The 22267-nt window shown below is 58.1% G+C and carries 17 protein-coding genes and 1 tRNA gene; 10 read left to right on the top strand and 8 right to left on the bottom strand.

Features of this window, described 5'->3' with window-relative positions:
- Window positions 1-2: 2 nt before the first annotated feature.
- The 4 genes from ACP8MI_RS03315 (at window position 3) to pgi (ending at window position 5840) form a co-directional block, all read left to right on the top strand.
- Entirely contained in the window at window positions 3-530 is a 528-nt protein-coding gene (locus ACP8MI_RS03315; protein WP_018121194.1) for a flavin reductase family protein, read from the top strand.
- 291 nt (window positions 531-821) lie between these two features.
- Window positions 822-3017, top strand: a complete 2196-nt coding sequence (locus ACP8MI_RS03310; protein WP_337891821.1) for an N-acetylmuramoyl-L-alanine amidase — start codon at window positions 822-824, stop codon at window positions 3015-3017.
- A gap of 13 nt (window positions 3018-3030) precedes the next feature.
- Window positions 3031-4179, top strand: coding sequence for a cation diffusion facilitator family transporter (locus ACP8MI_RS03305; protein ID WP_284589919.1), 1149 nt, complete (start codon window positions 3031-3033; stop codon window positions 4177-4179).
- Window positions 4176-5840: a glucose-6-phosphate isomerase gene (pgi, locus tag ACP8MI_RS03300; protein ID WP_420361716.1), complete on the top strand. Its 1665-nt coding sequence runs from the start codon at window positions 4176-4178 to the stop codon at window positions 5838-5840. Before ACP8MI_RS03305 ends, pgi begins: the two co-directional genes overlap by 4 nt.
- 22 nt (window positions 5841-5862) lie before the next feature.
- Here the strand turns inward: pgi and ACP8MI_RS03295 are convergent, their stop codons facing one another.
- Together ACP8MI_RS03295 and ACP8MI_RS03290 are read right to left on the bottom strand one after the other, a co-directional pair.
- The gene (locus ACP8MI_RS03295) at window positions 5863-6714 is read right to left on the bottom strand and encodes a DNA-formamidopyrimidine glycosylase family protein (RefSeq protein WP_239211809.1); all 852 of its coding nucleotides are present in this window, start codon (window positions 6712-6714) and stop codon (window positions 5863-5865) included.
- A 97-nt stretch (window positions 6715-6811) separates the two neighbouring features.
- Entirely contained in the window at window positions 6812-11761 is a 4950-nt protein-coding gene (locus ACP8MI_RS03290) for an Lhr family helicase (protein WP_284589920.1), read from the bottom strand.
- A gap of 30 nt (window positions 11762-11791) precedes the next feature.
- Here ACP8MI_RS03290 and ACP8MI_RS03285 point away from each other — a divergent pair, with 30 nt between their 5' ends.
- The 6 genes from ACP8MI_RS03285 (at window position 11792) to ACP8MI_RS03260 (ending at window position 15682) form a co-directional block, all read left to right on the top strand.
- Complete coding sequence (locus tag ACP8MI_RS03285; protein WP_018121189.1) at window positions 11792-12550, top strand: 3'(2'),5'-bisphosphate nucleotidase CysQ; 759 nt, start codon at window positions 11792-11794, stop codon at window positions 12548-12550.
- Between the two features lie 98 nt (window positions 12551-12648).
- Window positions 12649-13491: a thymidylate synthase gene (locus ACP8MI_RS03280; protein WP_284589921.1), complete on the top strand. Its 843-nt coding sequence runs from the start codon at window positions 12649-12651 to the stop codon at window positions 13489-13491.
- A gap of 5 nt (window positions 13492-13496) precedes the next feature.
- Window positions 13497-14036 carry a dihydrofolate reductase gene (locus ACP8MI_RS03275; protein WP_049150493.1) on the top strand — a complete coding sequence of 180 codons (540 nt, stop codon included), beginning with the start codon at window positions 13497-13499 and terminating at the stop codon, window positions 14034-14036.
- The gene (locus tag ACP8MI_RS03270; protein WP_018121186.1) at window positions 14037-14324 is read left to right on the top strand and encodes a glutaredoxin domain-containing protein; all 288 of its coding nucleotides are present in this window, start codon (window positions 14037-14039) and stop codon (window positions 14322-14324) included. It begins immediately after the preceding gene.
- Window positions 14325-14440: 116 nt separating this feature from the next.
- Window positions 14441-14513: transfer RNA gene (locus tag ACP8MI_RS03265), tRNA-Arg, on the top strand.
- Between the two features lie 155 nt (window positions 14514-14668).
- Window positions 14669-15682, top strand: coding sequence for a DUF1906 domain-containing protein (locus ACP8MI_RS03260; RefSeq protein ID WP_239211817.1), 1014 nt, complete (start codon window positions 14669-14671; stop codon window positions 15680-15682).
- A gap of 44 nt (window positions 15683-15726) precedes the next feature.
- On the opposite strand, the gene ACP8MI_RS03255 is transcribed toward ACP8MI_RS03260, so the two are convergent.
- The 6 genes from ACP8MI_RS03255 to ACP8MI_RS03230 all read right to left on the bottom strand — a co-directional run bounded on the left by ACP8MI_RS03255 (window position 15727) and on the right by ACP8MI_RS03230 (window position 22267).
- The gene (locus ACP8MI_RS03255; protein ID WP_490290707.1) at window positions 15727-16374 is read right to left on the bottom strand and encodes a citrate/2-methylcitrate synthase; all 648 of its coding nucleotides are present in this window, start codon (window positions 16372-16374) and stop codon (window positions 15727-15729) included.
- Complete coding sequence (locus ACP8MI_RS03250; protein ID WP_490290706.1) at window positions 16331-16879, bottom strand: citrate/2-methylcitrate synthase; 549 nt, start codon at window positions 16877-16879, stop codon at window positions 16331-16333. Before ACP8MI_RS03250 ends, ACP8MI_RS03255 begins: the two co-directional genes overlap by 44 nt.
- Before the next feature lie 68 nt (window positions 16880-16947).
- A complete protein-coding gene (gene prpB / locus ACP8MI_RS03245; protein ID WP_239211819.1) occupies window positions 16948-17865 on the bottom strand; it encodes a methylisocitrate lyase in 918 nt (305 codons plus the stop codon).
- The gene (prpD, locus tag ACP8MI_RS03240) at window positions 17865-19376 is read right to left on the bottom strand and encodes a 2-methylcitrate dehydratase PrpD (RefSeq protein ID WP_239211820.1); all 1512 of its coding nucleotides are present in this window, start codon (window positions 19374-19376) and stop codon (window positions 17865-17867) included. The genes prpB and prpD overlap by 1 nt, the downstream gene beginning before the upstream one ends.
- Before the next feature lie 114 nt (window positions 19377-19490).
- Window positions 19491-20426, bottom strand: a complete 936-nt coding sequence (locus tag ACP8MI_RS03235) for a hypothetical protein (protein ID WP_249606413.1) — start codon at window positions 20424-20426, stop codon at window positions 19491-19493.
- A 152-nt stretch (window positions 20427-20578) separates the two neighbouring features.
- Window positions 20579-22267 carry a solute symporter family protein gene (locus ACP8MI_RS03230; protein WP_049150484.1) on the bottom strand — a complete coding sequence of 563 codons (1689 nt, stop codon included), beginning with the start codon at window positions 22265-22267 and terminating at the stop codon, window positions 20579-20581.

Here is a 22267-nt window from a genome sequence, read left to right as displayed (position 1 = left end):
CAGTGACAAATTCGAAAAGTTCGACTCGTGAGTTCAGCCTCAAAGACAAACTCCGCGGTGCATCGGGAGCCTTTCCGAAAGGAACCACGGTAGTGACCACGTTGCACGAGGGAGCAGATGCTGGAATGACAGTATCCGCTTTTTCGTCGCTCTCGTTGGATCCGCCGTTAGTGATGCTATCGGTCGGCAATCATTCATCATCGTTGCCGAAGCTCATCGAAGGTAACCCCATTGCAATTTCGGTGTTGGCGCAAGGCCAAGCACCACTGGCACAACAATTTGCCCGGAAAGGTATCGACCGCTTCGCCGGAGTGGATACCCACCGCACAGCACTGGATGTGCCGGTGATATCCGGGGCCGCATCTTGGTTTTCAGGCACCATCCAGTCCAAAACCCCCGCTGGCGATCACACCATCGTGATCGTCGAAGTCGAGGAATGTGATTCCGATGCCTCGGTATCTCCATTGCTTTACCAAGGCGGCGAGTTCCATTGCTGGCCAGAGGCCGGATGGCGCCCATCTTCTATCTAAGATCAACCAATTACGGTTGAGGTTTTATCCCTCGGCCACAACAACCGAATAATCAACGACCCGCAAGCATTCAGCTGAGTGCTTGCGGGTTTTTGCATGCTCACTCCAACCCTGGGATCTCAGAATTCACAATCTCTCGTGACTTCCGCAACAAAAATTCACGGCGTGTCGAAACATTAATAACATCAGCAACACTTGTAACTTCAGTTGCATGAACTAATTTGGCCAAACCTTACTGCACCTAAAAACACATCACTGATTACTTATTTCTCCAAGGAGTCCATCATGAGGATGCGCAGACATTTATCTCCTTCTCGGCCCCGCTGGATCACGCCTACCATTGCTCTGACAAGTACGTCAGCCCTCGTTCTAGCCGCGGCGTTCGGCGATAACCAGGTATTAAATACCCAAGGTGTCGGCCACAATTCGGTGGAAGCGACGCTCAAGACCACGAGCTTTTCCAGCGGAACCACCACCGTCGTCGATGACCCAGCTATCGCCACCCAAGGTGCCCATGACCACGGACACGGGCACGAACACGGGCACGACGATCTATCAGAGGGCGAGTCTCGCGCCGTCCAAGAATTCACCCAAGACGAAGAATTCGACTCATTCGCGCTGACCTGGGAAGGCGATCGCGACGTCCTCGCATTCTTCCGCGCCCAAGCCGCCGATGGCTCCTGGGGCCCGTGGTTGGAAACCCATCCACTACCCAACCCTGACGAAGCCAGCAAACAAGGCACCGAACTGATTTATGTCGCGCCGACCAACAAGGTCCAGGTTTCGCTCGCCGGCGTGGACCTTTACGACGGCCACGATGACCACCACAGCCATGACGAGCACGATAGCCACGACAGTCATGACGAGCACGATAGCCACGACAGCCATGACGAGCACGATAGCCACGACAGTCATGACGAGCACGATAGCCACGACACCCCGGACAGTCACGATGACCACCACAGCCATGACGATCACGACGGCCATAATGACCAGGGGCGCGAGATTTCTCCACAGGTAAGCACCCCGAAAGCGGGCTTGGAAACCTCGGAAGGAATCATCCAACCAGTCACCGATTCTGTAGACCTCACCCACACCGACAACGCCGTTGGCGTCGCACCGTTGCCGAAAGCGGAAGAGCTCAGCGCCGTTTTCGTCAATGGCCAAGAAGGTGCTACTCCCGCTGGTATCCAGCAGACCGCTAACCTTGCCGTGGGCATGCCCAGCGTGGTCACCCGCCAAGCTTGGGGCGCCAACGAGTCCTTCCGTGGTAACTGTGGGCCCACCGGCATGGATTACAAAGCAATGACGCTGCATCACACCGCTGGCGTGAACAATTACAGCCGTGAATCTGCGGCCGCCCAGGTGCGCGGTGCATACCAGTACCACACGCAGTCGTTGGGGTGGTGCGATATCGGATACCACGCGCTCGTCGACAAATTCGGCACCATTTACGAAGGCCGCCGCGATGGCTTAAACGCCGGTATTCTCGGCGCACACGCTGGTGGCTACAACACCGGCACCTTTGGCATCGCCATGATTGGTAACCACCAAATCGCTCCGGTTCCGCAGCCTACTATCAATTCCGTAGGTCAGATCGCGGGCTGGCGCGCGGCACAATCTGGCTTTGATCCTTCCGGTACCGTCTCCCTGACTTCCGAGGGCAGCCAGTACGCCCGCTACCCTGCCGGCGACACCCGCACATTTAACCGCTTCCATGGCCACCGCGACGTGGATAATACCGAATGCCCGGGCGACGAAGCCGTCAAACAATGGGCAGCAATCCGTGCGGCCACGAACCAGGCCTATAGCCAGGTCAAAAACATGATCGCTGGGAACCCCGGAAGCACTCCGGGGCAAACCCAGAACAATCAATCACAGTCGAACCAATCACAGGGCACTACTCCGCATCGCCCGTCGTCGCCAAGCGGTAATGGTGCCCCTGGTCAGAACCTTGCCACGCTAGCTGCCACCGCGATTGGCTTGATCGCACCGATCGTGATGAGACTGCTGAAAAACTCACAGACCAGCAGCCTGCCTGACAATGCCAATAATCTAGCTCAGGTCGAAGTCATTCCTGGGCTCAAGCTCGGCGATGTTCCCGGCCTGATCGGACGCGTCGTGCAGCTGACCGGAGATTCCACTATTGAGCAAACCTGGGCGCGGATCAACGCTCTATTGGGGCCGGTATTAGGCACGCCTATTACCGGAATCGGTACCGCAGGCGTGGGCGCCGGATTCGGTACAGACGTTGACTTCGCGGTGTTCGACAACGGAGTGATCGTCGATTCGGAAGAAACCGGCACGCAGGCGTTGTGGGGCGAGATCGCCCGCGTTTGGGCTAACGGTGCAGTAGAGACACTGGGCCTGCCGACAAGCACCCCGGAAAACTACGACGGAAACACCCCGATCCAGGTGAATTTCCAACACGGTTCCATCACCTATGACCCAAGCACTGGCCACATCGAAATCGTAGAAGACGACTAGAGGGGGTAACCCGATGACGACGATGCACCCTGTCACACGCCACAGCCACAGCCACAAGCACAACCACAGCGGCCAGCACAACCAGCACCACCATGGCCACAAGGGCGGTCATTGCCAGCACGGTTCGGCGACTGGCCTCCGCCTGGTAGCGGTCATCATTCTCACCACTACTATTTTGGTCGCAGAAATCGTGGGCGCATTCTGGTCTGGGTCCCTGGCTTTGCTTGCCGACGCCGGGCACATGGCCACGGACTCGGTCGGGTTAGTCATGGCAGGGCTTGCACTGTGGTGGGGGCAACGGAAAGCCACGCAACTGGCTACCTACGGGTTTTCGCGGGCGGAAGTCATCGCTTCTGCGCTGAACGCTTTGCTGGTTATGGCTATTGCGGTCTGGATTGTGTTCGCGGCAGTCCGTCGGATTCACGATCCCGCTGAGCTTTCTGCCGAGGTCATGCTCGTCGTCGCCACGATCGGCCTGCTGGCCAACTTGCTGGCGATGCTGGTGTTGCACAAACCGTCACAAGATTCGCTGAATATCAAGGGCGCTTATCTGCATATTGTGTCGGATATGCTCAGTTCTATTGGGGTAATTTTCGCTTCCGCCGTGGTGTGGGTGACCGGTTGGGGCGGCGTGGATATTGCGGTCTCCGTATTGATCCTGGCGGTTTTGTTGCCACGCTGTTGGCAGTTGTTGCGGCAGTCGTTGTCGGTGTTGATGCAGCACGCGCCGGCCGGACTAGATTATGTGACCATTCAGCGAGAACTTTTGCGTATTCCCGGCATCGAGCGCGTCTATGACCTGCACCTGTGGTCGCTGACCGGCTCGGATGCGGTCGCGACAGTACACGTTGTTATTACGCAACCAACCGCTGTCCACCAACCAGATTCCAGCCAGCGTGATGTTATGGACCACCATGAAACAGTCTTGCGCCGCGTGGAAGCTGTCTTGCGCGACACGTATGGGATCACACGCACCACAATCCAAATTGAGCTCGCGCCTCACCGCCACGTGGAACACGCTGACCGCGCAGCTGCACATCACCCGCATACTGCCGAACATCAGGGATGGCGCCTGTGGGAAAAAACTGCTGTAACATGCACCCGAAACTGGCGTGCACACACCGTCTCCGATAGCAAAAAGCAGTATCATATAACGGCGTGAGTTCTTTTACATCTATCTCCTCCACCGCGGAATGGCAACGACTGACCACCCTGGCCAGCGAGCAGGATTTTAACCTGCGCTCGCTATTCCACTCGGACCCCGACCGGGCCCTGCGGTGGTCGTTTTCCGCTGGTGAACTCCACATCGACTTATCCAAAAACTGGCTCGATGACACCGTCCATACGCACCTGGTGGAACTGGCAGAACGCGCAGGATTGCGCGAAGCCATCGAGAAGATGTATTCCGGCGCCCACATCAACAACACTGAAGACCGCGCCGTCTTGCACACGGCTTTGCGTGCACCGGGTGCTTTTTCCTCCCACGGCCAGCAGGATTTAGTAGTCGACGGACAAAACGTCACCCGCGATACCCACGCGGAGCTGGATAAAATGGAGCGCTTCGCCAATTCACTGCGCGATGGCACCCGGATTGGTTTTACCGGGAAGAAAATCCGCACCATCGTCAATATCGGTATCGGCGGTTCGGATCTCGGCCCGGCCTTTGCCGCACTTGCACTGCAGGAATACAACACTGCAGGCATCCACGCCGAATACGTTTCCAACGTGGATCCAGCCGATATGAGCGATACCTTGGCCGTGGTGGATCCAGAAACCACGCTGTTTATCGTCAGCTCGAAATCTTTCGGTACCCAGGAGACCTTGTCCAATGCCACTGCTGCCCGGCGGTGGCTCGTCGACAAGCTCGGTAGCTCTGATGCTGTGTCGCATCATTTCATTGCGGTGTCGACGAACGAGGACAAGGTCAAGGAATTCGGCATCGACCCGGACAACATGTTTGTGTTCTGGGACTGGGTCGGCGGGCGCTATTCGGTGCCTTCTGCCATTGGCCTTTCTCTGATGCTCACCATCGGACCGGAGGATTTCCGCCGCTTCTTAGCTGGTTTCCACGCCATCGATGACTACTTTTATCGCACCGACCTTCGTGACAACGTCGTCGCCCTCATGGGTTTGCTGGGTGTGTGGTACACCAACTTCCACGGTGCCGCGAGCCACGCGATTTTGCCATACTCACAGCATTTGCGGCGCTTCCCGACGTATCTGCAGCAGCTGACCATGGAATCCAACGGCAAATCTGTCCGCCGCGATGGCGCGAGCATCGACTATGCCACCGGTGAGATTTACTGGGGCCAAGCCGGCACCAACGGCCAACACGCATTTTTCCAGCTGTTGCACCAGGGCAAACACCTCGTCCCGGCGGATTTCATTGGCTTTGCTCGCCCGCATCAAGACTTGGCTGCGATCGACGGCGAAGGCTCATTACATGATCTGCTGATGAGCAACTTCTTTGCCCAATCCAAGGTGATGGCTTTCGGTAAAACCGCCGAGGAAGTTGCCGCGGAAGGCGTAGCCGAAGAACTCATCCCCCACCTGGTCATGCCAGGTAACCGTCCGACCACGACGATCCTTGCTCCACAGCTAACCCCGTCGGTGTTGGGCAGCTTGATCGCGTTGTATGAGCACATCACCTTCGTACAAGGCGTGATCTGGGGTGTGAATTCCTTTGACCAGTGGGGTGTGGAACTGGGTAAGAAACAGGCCGACGCATTGTTGCCCGCCATTTCCGGCGCCGAAGCAATTGATTCCGGCGATAGCTCGACGGACGAGCTGATCCGCTGGTACCGCAGGCAACGCGAGGCTTAACCAGCCCGGACCAACCCGCGACTTAATCTGTTTGGGGGCCGACCAACGGCTGGCAGTGCGGACACCACCAGATGATGCGTTCTAGCTCGCCATCGATCCCGCCGCGAGTTTTCTGGTCCGGCCCGCCCAAAGAATCGTGCTTGATCAGGGTTCGGCAGCGCCGACACGGCCGGTTGTTACGACCGAACACGTAGGTTGTCTCCCCAGCACGCTTGATTCCGGTGGTCACACGCACCGGTTCGTTTCTATTCACCCACATGATGCGGCGTGCAATATCCAGGATCTCGGACACTCGCGCCGTATCTAGCACGCCGACGCGGCTAGCTGGGTGCAGGCCAGCAAGAAAACACACCTCTGCACGGTATTCGTTGCCGATACCCACCAGGTTGGTTTGATCCAATAACGCGGTACCAATCGGGCGCTGCGGTTGCGCCACAATGCGGCGCAGCGCTTCGACTTTGCCGTGGTTATCCCAGTCGTCGGCAAGAATATCCGGGCCGAGATCACCAATAAACCGCTCGTATTCTGTTGCCGGGAATACCCGCACCAATCCCAACTGGTGCCCCACGACTTCGATATCGCGCGGTTGATGAGCAAACCGCAGCACCACCCGGGCGGTATGGGCTGGTTGGCGCCACCTGTCCCCAGCTAAATGCATCGCCCACGAACCCTCCATTTTCAAGTGGGTGGCCAGGATCTGTTGATCGAAGAGCATGAACAGATACTTTCCATACGGCCAGATCTTCTGGCACTGGGCACCGGAAAAATCGTGGTTCGCGAAGCGCGGGGTGCGGATCGAGGTACGCGTGACGGTCTTGCCGACGAGAAACTGCAGCCTCTGCGACAACTGCAGTACGGAATCGCCTTCTGGCATTGTGCGCGCACCTCCTGGTGTAGTAATTCACAGCTTTACCGGCTCGGTTCTTGGCTGCTGCACCGGCTTCAGACATCAGCTCAGGCACCGGCTTCAGTCACCTGCTCAACCGCAGCCCCTTCGGGCTGAGTTTAGCGCCGTATTTACGCATCGCTAGCGCTAATGGGGTTCCCAGGATGGCCGCGCCGTTCGCCTTTTCAATGGTCAGCGGGCGGATCCATTCCGCATCCAGCGCAGCATGCACAGCGTCGACAAGCAACTGTGCCGGATCGGCATCGATGCCTTCCGGGAGTGCGTCGAAAAACGTCGTCAAGGTTTTCCCGCCGCGACTCAAGTGCGCCAGGCACAGCCCGTCGGCAAGCACCACTAGGCTCCCGGCAGACCGTGCAGGACGTGAGCCGGTACGAGCAGCACCGCTTTCACCAGAATCAGCGCTGTCACCAGCACCATCAGCCTGTGGCCAGTCCAGTGCCGCGCCATACGGGTTGGCTGGATCGGTCGCAGCAAGAACGACGACATCAGGGTCTGTGGTCCCGGAGGGCCACCCGTGCACATCTGGGGCATCATCGGCACCGCGCAACCGGTCTACCACAGAGGGCGTAGAAAACTGCGCGGCACCCAACCCCTCAACGAAATACCCGCGCTGAGCCTTTCCCGCGGCTTCAAACTCGCTGAGCACTTTATACGCCAAGGCGAATCCACCGGTGACGTCCTCGGCGACCACGCTTCCCCGGGTGAGAACCCCATAACGATCCAACCAGGCCTCACCCTGGGCCACCGAACGCGCAGTGGCGTCGCGATCCGGCTGCACCGTCAGCGCCCACCGCCCGACCATATCCGGCGGTGTGGACTGACCGGAACGCGCATGCTGGCTGGTAGCAAAACTAGTACGCCCCATCCGCAGCCGCGAACGCCGCGGTTGCCGCTTTGCCTTGTGCGCCCGGCTTGCCCCACCAGCTAATCGCGTGCGCAATGGCGCAAAACTATCGGGGCTCACCATTCCCAGATCCACTAATTCCCACAGTGCCGCGCGCACGGTCTCGCTGGTGAATTGCTGCGGTGCCGGCGTGCTGTGTGCAGAATGATCATCGAAACTCAGCGTCCCTGCGCGGTTTACCTGTTCGACGATGTCAGCAAATAAATAACCGCCGCCATTGCTCAAAACCATCACGATGGCTTCTTGCACGTGCGTCAGCCCAGACGTATCGGATGATGCGTCGTCCAGCGGGGCGAGTTGGGCGGCGTATTCGGCGGGCAGCAGCATAATCCACGGATCGTTGCGCCCAGCTTGGCCCACCCCGCGGATCAAGACTTCGCCATTATTAGTCAGCTCATCCAAAAACCGCGGGCTATAGCCTGGCACGCGGGCAGGCAACACCAATTGTTCCCAGGCGCTGGCTGGCAGGCGTACCCCGGCTAGCTGTTCGATGGCGGCAAATACTGCATCCTCCCCGCCCAGCTCGGACGGTGCATCGGTGATCTGGTGCCAGCTGAGCAAAAAGCGTGCGAAGCCGGACGCGCTGACCGGGCGCAGCGCCTTACGGGCTGCCGCTAATGAGCGCGAGCGGATGCGCTTGAGCACCCCGGCTGCGCAATACTCCAGCTCGTCGATGCCTTGGCGGTAGTGACCTTCTACCAATTCGCCGCTGCCGGAAAGTGTTTGCACGATATGCCAGGCGCTGGAAATGCTGATTCCGAAGGCATCCGCGGCATCGCGCAACACGAACGGCCCGCGCGAGCGCGCCCAGCGTTTCAGTAGTTGTGCTAGCGCATCGTCGATAGTTTCTGTTTGTGCGGGTATCCCGGGTGGCACCGGGATGCCCAAACCATCGCGCAATAATGCTGCATCGTTGCTCTGTGCTAGGTGGTCGTGCCCGACCATGCGCAGCACCATCACGCGCGCACCCAGTTCGCGTTGGGCCTGTTCCAGGGAGATCTCGGCATGCTCGGCGAGTTGGTCAACCGGGATCGGGCCAATCCGGCGCAGTATATCGGCGAGTTGTTCGGCTGTGTGTGCCCGACGCTCCGGGGTGGTGTGCTGCAGGGCTTGGTGCACCTCCACGATGACATCGGGGTCCAGCAATTCCCGCAGCTCCACGGTGCCCAACAGCTTTGCCAACAAACTCGGGTCCAGTGACAGCGCAGCAGCGCGCTTTTCCGCCAGCGGGCTATCGCCTTCGTACATGAATGCGCCGGTGTAATTGAACAATAGCGACGAGGAAAACGGCGACGGCTGCTCGGTTGTAACTTCCGCGATGCGGATGGTGCGCTGAGCAATCGACCGGGTGACCTCATGCAAGGCTGGCAGGTCATAGACATCTTGCAAGCATTCACGCACGGTTTCCAGGATGATGGGAAATGACGGGTACTTGCGGGCTACATCAAGCAGTTGCTCGGCTTTTTGTCGCTGTTGCCACAGCGGTGCGCGCTTGCCCGGGTCATACCGGGGCAACAACAACGCACGGGCCGCGCATTCGCGAAACCGTGAGGCAAACAGCGCCGAATTGCCCACCTGGGTAGTCACGATTTCTTCGATTTCATCGTCGTCAAAAATAAATAACGAAGCATCGGGATCGTGGTCGCCTTCCGGCACGCGCAACACGATGCCGTCATCACCAGCGACAGCTTGGGCGTCCATGCCGGTGTTTTCTGCAATCCGCGCGCCTACCGCCAGCGCCCACGCAGCATTCACGCCGCGGCCAAACGGGGTGTGCAAGACGACGCGCCAATCCCCCAGTTCATCGCGGAAACGCTCCAGGACCAGTGTTTTCTCATCCGGGATCAACCCGGTGGACTCGTACTGCTCATCCAGATAGCCCAGCAGGTTGGTGCGTGCGCGCTCTTCCAGCGGCAAGTCAGCTAAGGCTTTGTCACGCTCACGGTGGGCATGGCGTCGAAAAGCCCCCAGAGCCAGGCCGAGCTCGTAGGGGCGGCCTAATTGATCGCCGCTCCAAAACGGCAGACGTCCGGTATGGCCCGGGGCAGGGGTAACCAGCACCTGATCACGAGTGATGTCTTCGATGCGCCAGCTACTTGCCCCCAGGGTGAATACGTCGCCCACGCGGGATTCGTAGACCATTTCCTCATCGAGCTCACCGACCCGGCGCGGGATAGGTTTGCCAGCTCCACTGGCACCGGTGCCAGCCGCGCCCGTGGAATCCCCCGTCGTACCAGCCAAAAAGACGCCAAACATGCCGCGGTCCGGGATGGTACCGCCACTGGTGACGGCCACGCGCTGTGACCCTGGCCGGGCGGACAAGGTGTTGTCGACTCGATCAACAACGATCCGGGGTTTGAGCTCTGCGAAATCGGTGCTGGGATAGATTCCACTGGCTAAATCCAGCACGGAGTCATAGACGTCGCGGTCCAAGTCCCGGTACGGGTAGGCGCGGCAAATAGTGGAAAACCACTCGTCGACGTCGAGGTCTTCTACCGCCACCGCAGCGATGGTCTGTTGCACCAACACGTCCAGCGGGTTGCGCGGAACATGGATCTTTTCAATCAAACCGGGTTGCACCCTGCCGACGGTCACCGCAGTTTGCACCAAATCCGCGCGATGTTTCGGGTAAAAATCCCCCCGAGATACCGCACCAACGCTATGGCCTGCGCGCCCGACTCGCTGCAGCGCAGAAGCCACCGACGGCGGAGATTCTACTTGCACCACCTGGTCGACTGCCCCCATATCAATGCCAAGTTCCAGCGAGCTGGTAGCCACCACGGCTTTCAACGCACCTTGCTTGAGCAGTGATTCTGTCTGGGCGCGCTCGTCTTTCGAGACTGAACCATGGTGCGCGCGGGCAATCACCGATGCGGCGGCACCGGCGGTATCGGTGTGCTTCATCAATTGCGCGGGATCCCGGCGCGTGGGCGCCGACAGCAATTCCGGGGCATGCTCAGCGGCATATAGCTCGTTGATCCGCGAGGTCAGCCGTTCTGCGGTCCGCCGGGAGTTGACGAACACCAAAGTGGAATTTTGCCCCATGATGGTCTGGTAGAGCTCGGCTTCAATATGTGGCCAGATGGATTTCGCCGTCGGCAAGGCGGAATCGCTCGCAAAAGACGGTGTCTCCTCTCCGGCCCCCGCCGCACCGTTGTCCGCCGCACCGTTGCCCGCACCGGGTGCGCCACCGCTGCTCAAGCCCAGCGGATCGTCCACGGTCATCTCCCCGATCGTGGAGGCCTGTTCCGGCACCGGCAGATCCGCCATGTTGTCCACCGGCACCCGCACGGCCAGCTCCCACGATTTTTTCGCTGGCGGGGCGACGATTTCTACCTCACGGTCGCCCCCGAGAAACTGCGCCACGGTCTCGATCGGGCGCACCGTAGCCGACAGCCCGATACGTTGCGGGTCGCCAGCCACACGTGCCAAGCGTTCCAGCGTCAACGCCAGGTGTACACCGCGCTTACTACCTGCTAGCGCGTGGATTTCGTCCACGATGACGGTGGTGACGGTAGAAAGAATGCCCGCGGCTTTGCCTGTGAGCATGAGATAAGCCGATTCTGGGGTGGTGATCAAAATATCCGGCGGGCGGCGTAGCTGCCGGGCTCGTTCTGCTTGCGGGGTATCACCACTGCGCACACCGACGCTGACCGACGGCACATCGTGGCCCATGCGCTGTGCGACGCGGCCGATGCCTGTCAGCGGGGCGTGCAAGTTTCGTTCGACGTCCACACCCAGGGCTTTCAGCGGAGAAATATACAGCACTGTGACGCCGGGCTTAGCTGCGATCCCGGACTTAGAAGCGCCATCGGGCTCGTCGGCTTTCCCGGGCGTTTCGGAGCCCCCGGGCTTGTCGGCGTCGGCAAGCGATGTCTTCGTGTCTGCGACCGGCAGGGTTAACTGCCCACCAGCAGTGCTCAACCCGTTAAGAGCCCACAAAAACGCCGCCAGGGTTTTACCGGAACCAGTCGGCGCCACCACCAGCGCGTTTTTCCCTTCCGAGACCGCCTGCCAGGCTTGGCGCTGGACGTCGGTGGGCTGCGCAAAAACTTCACGAAACCAGCTTGCTACCGGCGGGCTGAAACGGGACAGGACGTCATCGGACATGATGACTACTCTACGGCTACAGTATGGGGCATGACAGGCGCGTTATCAGATGTCCGGCTGACCAACCTTTTAGCCCAAGGGTCCGGGGAAATCCTCAAAGGGATCCGCGGGGTTGGTTTGCTGCGCGATAAGGAACTCGCCGAGGCTGGCGACGAGCTGGCGCAAAATTGGATCGCACGCGTGCTCGCGCAACACCGCCCAGACGACGGCTTTTTATCGGAAGAAGCCAAGGATAATCCCGAGCGGCTACAGAAAAGACGCGTCTGGATCGTCGACCCGTTGGATGGCACGAAGGAGTTTGCCACTGGGCGGCAAGATTGGGCGGTGCATATCGCGTTGGTCGAAGACGGGGTGCCATTGCATGCTGCCGTCGGACTGCCGGATCTCGGAGTGGTGTTCCGCTCGTCAGATGTCCGCGCGGTATCCGGCCCGTTTTCACGGCGCATCGTGGTGTCGCGCAACCGCCCGCCAGAAATTGCTGACTACGTCGGCAAGCACATGGACCTAGAGACCGTACGGCTGGGCTCTGCCGGGGCAAAAGCAATGAAAGTACTGCTTGGCGACGTCGACGCGTATATCCATTCCGGCGGACAGTTCGAATGGGATCAGGCTGCCCCAGTCGGTGTGGCGCAGGCTGCCGGTTTGCACGTCAGCCGCTTGGACGGTTCACAGCACCGGTTCAACCGAGCCGATACCTATATTCCAGATTTGTTGATCTGCCGCAAAGAGCTTGCCGACGACATGCTCGGACATATCGCGGACTACCAGGCAGCCAACGGCAGCTATTGAGATGTTGTCGGCGTCGCATGAGCGGTGGGTCTGCTGCGCACGAGCGGTGGATCTATTGAGAGCACACGGCCTGGCCACACGCTAGTAAACTATGGCCCATGACTACGCCGTCGACGACCCCTAATAATAACCGCACCAGCACCGCAATCCCCACTCCCTACGAGGATCTGCTGCGTGATGTCCTAGACAACGGCACCGCTAAGCACGACCGCACGGGCACCGGGACTACCAGCGTGTTTGGCCGGCAACTGCGGTACAACTTGGCGGAATCTTTCCCACTGTTGACCACGAAGAAGGTGTATTTCCACGCGGTGATCGGCGAACTGCTGTGGTTTCTGCGTGGTGATTCTAACGTGGAATGGTTGCGCGATAACGGTGTACGTATCTGGAACGAATGGGCTGATGACAACGGTGAATTAGGCCCGGTGTATGGCGTGCAATGGCGCTCGTGGCCAACCCCAGACGGCGGACACATTGACCAGATTGCCCAAGCAGTACAGGATCTGCGCGAGAACCCAGATTCACGCCGGATGGTGGTGAGCGCGTGGAATGTTGCCGAACTCGATGATATGGCGTTGATGCCGTGCCACCTGCTGTTTCAGCTCTACGTCGCCGACGGCAAGCTCTCGCTGCAGGTGTACCAGCGCAGTGCGGACCTATTTTTGGGAGTGCCGTTTAATATCGCTTCCTACGCACTGCTGGCGCACATGTTCGCCCAGCAAGCTGGCCTGGACGTCGGCGAGCTGATCTGGACCGGTGGCGACTGCCATATTTACAACGACCATGTTGAGCAGGTTCGCGAGCAACTGCGCCGCAGCCCGCGCGCCTACCCACAGCTGCGTCTAAACCAGGCGGCCAGCATTTTCGATTACGATTTTTCCGATATCTCCGTCGACGGTTATGACCCGCACCCAGCGATCACAGCCCAGGTTTCGGTGTAACGGCGATGTTGGGAGCAATTTGGGCGCAATCACTCGACGGGATCATTGGCGATGGCGTGGCGATGCCGTGGCACGTGCCGGAGGATCTCGCGCATTTCAAAGAAATCACCACGGGTGCGCCGGTGATCATGGGACGCAAGACGTGGCAGTCGCTCCCCGAGCGTTTCCGTCCGCTGCCCGGCCGGGATAATTACGTGTTGTCATCGGCAAGCCCCGGAACCTGGTCGGCTGGCGCGGAGGTTATTCGTGCTCTTGCCGACGTCGCGCAGCTGCACACCGCCTGGATTATGGGAGGTGGCAAAGTCTACGAAGCTACCTTGGGCGATGTCGATCGTGTGGAGATCACCCTGATGGGGGCAAATATTGGTAGCATTTACGGGCAGCGGGCCGTGTATGCCCCGGACATTCCCGAAGATTTCGGGTTAGTTGCAGACAGTGACTGGCAGGTCTCCGCACACGGGCACCTGCAGATTCCGGGACATGAGCCCAGTGATTTACCACTGAAATATCGATTCTTAACCTACGAACGAAAGGCCGCAGCCTAAATGTCTGACGTACAAACCCCAGAAACCTCCCACGATGTCACCGTCTTCGCTGCCAGCTGGTGCCCGTTTTGCCGCAAGCTGATCGGTGATTTGGAAGCCAACGGCACCCCATTTGCGGTGATCGATCCAGACTCGGAAGAAGGCCAAGCCAAAAACGCCAACCCGTGGATCGAGTCTGTCAACGACGGCAACCGCATCATCCCAACGGTGCTGTTTTCCGACGGCTCCTCAATGACCAACCCACCTGCCGGTGACGTAGCGAAGAAGCTGGAAGAACTCCAAGGCTAAAATTTTACTGCCTGCCGCGAAGAGTGTGGCTTGCGCCGGCGGCACACCGGTGCATTCGCCCGGATTTTTCACGTGCGCTAAGCTAATGGCTGGCCGGGGATGACCGGCCAGTGTTGGCCCCAGTAGCTCAGGGGATAGAGCACGGCTCTCCTAAAGCCGGTGTCGGAAGTTCGAATCTTCTCTGGGGCACATTTTCTTTTTCTCTGGGATTCTTTATCTTCATCCCGCCTCCCAAGTCTGGTATCGCACAACTTAGTGCGCCAATATTCGCGTTTTAACCCCGAAACTTCTGTTACTACTGTTATTGTTGTGGCGAATGTTTATTCCTGATTGGAGAAATCTCGATGAATAGCCCGCGCAATTTCAGCCGACGTTCCTTATTCCGCACCACCGGCGCCCTCGCGATTGCTGGTGCCTTCGCCACCGCTGGCACCGGCATTACCGCCCCACGTGCTGCAGCGGCGAACGGCCCTGGCCCGGTTGTGGGCCGAGTACTGGACTACGCAGCCGGTGTACCGTCGGCACGTTCCATTAAAGACGGTGGATTCCTCGGCGCCGTGCGTTACGTATCGGAGCGCCGCCCCGGTGCAGATTGGATGCTTGGTAAACCCGTCAGCGCTACCGAAACCACCAACCTGGCAGCACTCGGCCTGGAAACCGCCTCGGTATATCAATTCGGCCGCGCCGAAACCGCGGACTGGAAACAGGGAGCTTTGGGCGCTGCGACGCACGCACCAAAAGCAATCGCGCTGCACCGCAGCGCAGGTGGTCCCACCGGCCGTCCTATCTATATCGCGATTGACGACAATCCCACCCGCGCGCAATACGATTCTTTGATCGCACCCTACCTACGGGCCTTCGAAGCTTTGCTGAAAGCATCCGGTTATTCCGCCGGAATCTACGGCAACTACAACGTCATCGACTGGGCCATCGCAGACGGCATCGGATCGTATTTCTGGATGCATGACTGGGGCTCGGGCGGCAAGATTCACCCGCGCACCACGATTCATCAGCTGCCGCAGAATAAGCAGCAAACCATCGGCGGTGTGGTCTGCGACATCAACAACGTCTATGCCCGGGATTGGGGCCAATGGAAGCCAGGCGTTCCTTCGGGTGCTGGTCAGGGCGCACAGAATAACCAGAGCAACGGCAACAACCAGGCGCGCCCACAGGGCCAACAGCCTGGCCAGCCGGGCCCTTCCCCTGCTATCCCAGGCAGCTCAAACGTAATCCCTAGCGCTGCCGAATTGCAGAAACTTAGTTCCGACCCTGCACTACAACAAGGTGCGCGCACCCTGCAGGAGTTGCTAAAACTCGCACAGGATAACGCGCACCTCGCGAAGCAGTTTGGGCTGTAGGCTACTAGACTACAAGCCTCTGCTGGGCAGCTGCAGAGTGTCTGCTAAGCAGCTGGAGCAGCTGGCACTGAGCGTTCTTCCGGCCCGTTGTAGGCAGACAGCGGCCGGATCAGGGAGTTGTTCTCGTACTGTTCCAAAATGTGAGCGGTCCAGCCGGTGATACGAGCCATCACAAAGATCGGGGTGAAGAACTCAATTTCCAGGCCCAGCAGGTAATAGGCCGGGCCAGCTGGGAAGTCCAGGTTTGGTTTGATCTTGATGGACGTGTTTTCTTCCATCGTCTTGGCCATGATGTCGTACATTTCGACCCATTTGTCCGCACCAGGAGTGTTAGCCGCGAGCTTCTTGAACGCGGCTTCCATCGTCGGCACGCGGGAGTCCCCAGTTTTATACACGCGGTGCCCAAACCCCATGACCACTTGCTTGTTGTCCAAGCGGTTCTTGCACCACTCCTCTGCCTGAGCTGGATCACCAATCTCCAGCATATTGTGCATCACGGCTTCGTTTGCGCCACCGTGCAGTGGGCCCTTCAGCGCACCAATACCACCGGTGACGGCAGAATATACGTCGGAAGTCGTCGAGGTAATCACGCGCGAGCTAAACGTCGAGGCGTTAAAAGAGTGCTCAGCGTAGAGAATCAACGACTGGTCAAAAAGCCTGAATGGCTTCTTTTTGCAACGCGGGAGAATCATCGTCATCACCGAAAACCATCCACAAGAAGTTCTCCGCGAAGCCTTTATCCTTTGCTGGCTCGACATATCCTTTGCCCTTACGGCGGCGGATATCCAATGCGACTGCCGTGGGGAATTTCGCGAGCAGACGCAACCCAATCTCACGGATATGGTCGGCATCGCGTGTGAAATGTTCATCGAACTGCCCCACGAACGAAGTAAACGTGCGCAGCGTGTCCATCGGGTGGGCATCTTTCGGCATCGATTCAATCAAGTTGATCTCTGCATCGCTCAGGCCGCGTAATTCACGCTCGGAAGCAGCAAATTCTTCCAGCTGCCCGGAGTCAGGTAGCTCACCGTTCCACAGCAAATAGGCTACTTCTTCAAAACTGCAGTGCTTCGCCAACTCTTGCACCGGATAGCCAGCATAAGTCAACGAGTTGGTCTCTGGCATTACCTTCGAGACCGCGGTGTAATCTGCCACGACCCCGTACAGGCCCTTACGAATTTCAGAATTGGTAGTCATTACAAGCTCCTTCCTGAGCTTTTGCTAGAACGGCGATGCTGACCTGCACGCCGTGTTGATCGTTTAGATCACAGGTTCTGCTCCGGTGAATAGGTGAATACGTCTTGGTCGAAAGCGTTGTAGTCCTCGTAGCGCACGAGTTCGTACAGCCGCGATCGGTGCTGCATATCGTCCAACCAGGATTTCTGGTCGCCGCCCTCGTTGAGGTCGCGCAGGAAGCGTTCGGTCGCCCCCATAGCAACCCGGAACGACGAAACCGGCCAGATCACGGCGTTGTAGCCAATGGATTCCAACGTTGTAGCGTTGTGCAGCTCGGTCTTGCCAAATTCCGTCATATTCGCCAGCAAAGGCGTGTCGACGGCCGCACGGAATTTCTCGAAGTCTTCCGTGGTACGCAACGCCTCGGTGAAAATCAGATCTGCCCCGGCTTCGGCATAGGCCTTCGCCCGATCAATAGCATCATCGATGCCGTTGACCCCCGCGGCGTCAGTCCGGGCACAGATCACGAAATCTTCATCGCGCCGCTGGCCGACAGCTGCTGAGATGCGGCGCACCATCAACTCCGTCGACACAACTTCTTTGCCGTCCAGGTGTCCGCAGCGCTTCGGGTTGACCTGGTCTTCCAGGTGGCAACCTGCCAGTCCTGCGTCTTCCAGCGCGGCGATCGTGCGGGCTGCCGACATGGGTTCACCAAAACCGGTATCAGCATCAACCAGCACCGGGAGCTCAGTCGCCCGCGCGATCTGGCCAGAACGCTGTGCGACCTCGGTGAGCGTCGTCAAGCCAATATCTGGCAATCCAAGGTCATTAGCAAGCACAGCACCGGAAACATAAACGCCCGAGAAGCCACCAATGTCTTCAATGAGTTTCGCAGTCAACGGGTTAAAGGCTCCCGGCAACGTAGTGATCTGCGGTGCATTCAGAGATTCACGAAAATTTTTCCGCTTCTGGTTTGCAGTGGTCTCGGAAGAAAATAGTCCTGCCATTAGAAAATCCCCTTCGGAGTCTGTGGCGCCTGAGCCAGCACGTCATCAGAAACCTGAATATTCAGCTCCCGCAGATCGGTGAGGTTTTCTAGGTTGTCGACGGCGGCCAGGAAACGTTCTTGTTCTTCTTCAGAAACGATTCCTTTTGCTAGGGTGCGGAACTTCGTGCGGTAGTTCTCCCGCTCAAATGGACGGGCGCCAAGTGGGTGGGCATCGGCGACAGCCATTTCATCTTCCACAACCGTGCCGTCGTGAAAAGTAATGACAGCTTTGGCACCAAACGCTTTTTCGTTCGGGTCAGTCGAATGGTAACGCTTCGTCCACGCTGGGTCCTCCACGGTCGAGACCTTGTGCCACAGCTCGACGGTGTCCTCCCGCTGCGCACGCTCAGGTGCGTAGCTGTCGATGTGATGCCAGTCGCCGTCCTGCAGTGCTACCGCGAAGATGTACATGATCGAGTGATCCAAGGTCTCGCGAGACGCATGCGGATCCATTTTCTGTGGATCGTTGGCACCGGTACCAATGACATAGTGGGTGTGGTGCGAGGTGTGCAGCACGATAGATTCGATATCGGCGATATCCAGGCCCTTGTCTTCCAAGGTCTTTTTCATCCGACGGGCCAGGTCAATCGGTGCCTGCGATTGATATTCCGCGGAGTGCTCCTTGGTATAGGTTTCCAGGATTGCACGCTTTTCTTCGCCCTTATCCGGCAGCGGAACCGTATAAGTCTTGTCTGGAGAATGCAACATCCAGGCGATAAATCCGTCTTCGCCTTCCCAGATCGGCGCCGGTGCACCCTCCCCACGCATAGTACGGTCGACAGCTTCGATTGCCATCTTGCCGGCAAATGCTGGGGCATAGGCTTTCCAGGACGAGATCAAGCCCTTGCGAGACTGGCGGGTGGCCGTGGTGGTGTGTAGCGCCTGGCCAATAGCCTGGTAAATAGTGTCGACGTCCAGGTTCAGCATGGTTCCGATGCCTGCGGCTACAGAAGGCCCGAGATGTGCAACGTGGTCGATCTTGAACTCGTGCAAGCAGATGCCCTTGACCAGGTTGACCTGGATTTCATATCCGGTAGCGATACCGCGGATCAAGGCTTTGCCGTCGAGCCCCTTGTGCTGGGCGACAGCCAAAATCGGTGGAATATTATCGCCTGGATGCGAGTATTCCGCAGCCAAGAAAGTGTCGTGGAAGTCCAGCTCACGCACCGCGGTGCCGTTAGCTAGAGCAGCCCACTCTGCAGAGTAGGTGCCGTCCACACCGAACACTGTCGCTCCCCCATCGCTGACCGGGTGCGCGGTGGCCATGGTGCGCGCCGAGGTAACAGGACGACGAACTAGTGAAGCCATCGCGACCGATGCGTTATCGATCAGCCTGTTCTTGATCATCTCAGCGGTGTCGGCCGGAACCTCTACTGGATCAGCTGCAACCGTGGCGATCTTGTGCGCCAAGTGCTCCTCATACGGGAAGTCTTCTGCAGAAGGCCTAGTTCGCACTTCGTGTTCGATCATGATGTGACGCGAATCCTTTCGGGTCTAAATATGATGTGGATTACAAATTTATCCTAACATCATTTAGCCCGCAATGAATCCGTCCGGATCGACAGCAGCCAGGGGTGAACAGCGTTATTTCAAATACGAAATAAACTGCTTCTCGGCGATTTCGGACAGATCATCGGCACTGCCAGTGATGGCTGCGGCTGCGACAAAATCTTTTCCGAACGATACCGAAGAGTGCAAAGTCCGATCATCCGACCAGCCCCACTTTGAGCCCTGCACGCCTGGTAGCTTCGCGGTGCCGAAATCCTGCTCATAACCATCCGCAGCAACGGGAACCGTGCGTTTCATCATCTCTAACAGCGGATGCTTCGGGTCTTCATCCTTTAATTGCGCAATAAAACTCACGACGTCATACGTGGAGGTCACCGAAAATCCCCATCGATCACCGGCGCGGGTAGAAAACAGCCGGTAATCTTCTGCTACTTCATCGATTGCTTCTGGATAAAGTGCCCACAGTTGATCAGCGGCGGCATCGCTAGATTCTGTGATCATCGCATCAACAAGCTCTTTTTCGGCAGCGGTACCGTTGTCCAGGACATATTCGGCGATAAACAGCTTCGCAAGTGACAGCGCAGGGCGCGCCATACGGTCGCTAGTGCTACCCAACTTCGAATTATCCGAGAAGCGATACAGAGTGAATTGGCTCCCCTGCTGATTTTCCACAAAATCAATCTTTGTTGGCCGCAAGATATTGCTGTCTGCGGTCAGCTCGGAACTACCACGTGAGTCACGGGAATTACGCTGTGCAGACGAAGATTCCGAATTTTGAGCTGCGGAATTTGCTTGCGAGGTAGCATCGATGGCGCGTGAATCCGAAAGTTGTCCGTTGGGGCTAATCGCAAGATGTGAGGCGCTGGTGCCGCTGTGTGTACCCGTGGTTGCGGCCACAATAAAAACCACCACGGCAACAACCAAGCAGAGCCAACTCAAGCCCTTGACACCCGATAACAGTGGGCTGGTCGAAGTCTGGCGTGGCCTCTTTGAACTATTTGAACGCGTCACAAATACATATCCTACAAAAGCGCGAATCCCTTAGCGCAGATCTACGCTAAGGGATTCGCGAAACAGATGGCTATGAGCAAGCCATTGTGGCAACCAGTTTTGCTTACCGGCTCGGGCGCTCAACCGCAGCTTTCTGCTTGCCGATCACCTACTTAGTGATCAACTGGTGCTTCAACGCCAACACCGGTCATCGAACGAACTTCCATTTCGGCTGCCAAGTGATCCAGGTTGTCCGGCTTGGACCATACGGTGCCCAGGTAACCGGCGAGGAAGGCCAACGGAATGGAGACCAGACCCGGCGAGGTCAATGGGAAAATTGCCCAGTCCGCACCAGGAACCATGGATGAAGGCGTACCGGAAACCGCTGGCGACAAGAAGATCAGCAGTAACGAGCTGATCAAACCGGTATACATCGAGGCAACGGCGCCATTCGTGCTGAACTTACGCCAATACAACGAGTACAAAATCGTCGGCAAGTTTGCAGAAGCCGCGATAGCGAAAGCCAGCGAGACCAAGAATGCCACGTTTTGTTCCATAGCCAAGATACCCAGGATGACAGAGGCAACACCCATGATGATTACCGTAATGCGCGAAACGCGCACCTGGGCTTCTTCCGAAGCTTCGCCGTCACGCAACACAGCGTCATAAATATCGTGTGCCACGGACGCGGAGGCGGTAATCGTCAGCCCCGCGACCACGGCCAACACGGTAGCGAAGGCAACTGCAGCAACCACGGCCATAAAGATTGGTCCTGCCAGCTCCAATGCCAGCAGTGGAGCAGCTGCGTTAGCGGTACCTGGTGCATCCATGATGGCATCCGGACCAACCAATGCAGCCGCACCGTAGCCCAGAACCAGGGTCATCAGGTAGAAGGAGCCGATGATAACGATCGCCCAGGTCACGGAGCGACGAGCCTCAACCGCAGTTGGAACCGTGTAGAAGCGCATCAACACGTGCGGCAGACCACCAACACCGAAGATCAAGGAAACGCCCAGAGAAATGAAGTCCAGCTGCGTCCAGATATCCGTGCCGTATTTCAGGCCAGGCTTCATGATGTCTTCTGCCTCATAGGCACGTTCTGCCAGGTACGCGGAGTTGCGGTGCGTTTCCACTGCCTGGTCGAACAGGGTGGTAAACCCGCCACCAGCAATAATGAAGGTCAGAATGATCATGATGACAACGGCGGTTACCAACAACACGGCCTTGATCATCTGCACATAGGTGGTGCCTTTCATTCCGCCGATCAACACGTAGGCAGTCATGACCAGACCAACGATGCCGACGGTCACATACTGCCACACCTTGTCGTCGAGCCCCAGGAGAACCGAGACCAGCGAACCTGCGCCGGCCATCTGTGCGACCAGGTAGAACAACGAAACGAACACGGTCGCAATAGCGGCTGCCAGGCGTACCGGCTTTTGCCGCAAGCGGAACGAGAGCACGTCCGCCATGGTAAACCGACCGACGTTACGCATTGGCTCTGCGACGAGCAGCAAAGCGAACAGCCAGGCGACGAAGAATCCAATGGAATATAGGAATCCGTCGTAGCCGTGCAACGCGATGGCACCAACAATTCCCAGGAAGGATGCGGCCGAGAGATAGTCACCAGAAATCGCCAGACCATTCTGGCGTCCGGAGAACTGTCCACCACCGGTATAGAAGTCCGATGCCTCCGAGGTGGTTTTACCAACGCAGGTCACGATTGTCATCGTGATAATAATGAATGCCGCAAACACGGCAATATTGATCAACGGGTTACCAGCGTCAAGGCCTTCGTCAGCTGCTGCCTGGGCCACGGTGGAGACGTTCGTGCTTGCTTGTGCAAGCGAAGCGGTAAACAT

It is taken from the genome of Corynebacterium sp. LaCa_70 (assembly GCF_058182015.1).
This window is presented reverse-complemented; position numbering and strand designations above follow the sequence as displayed.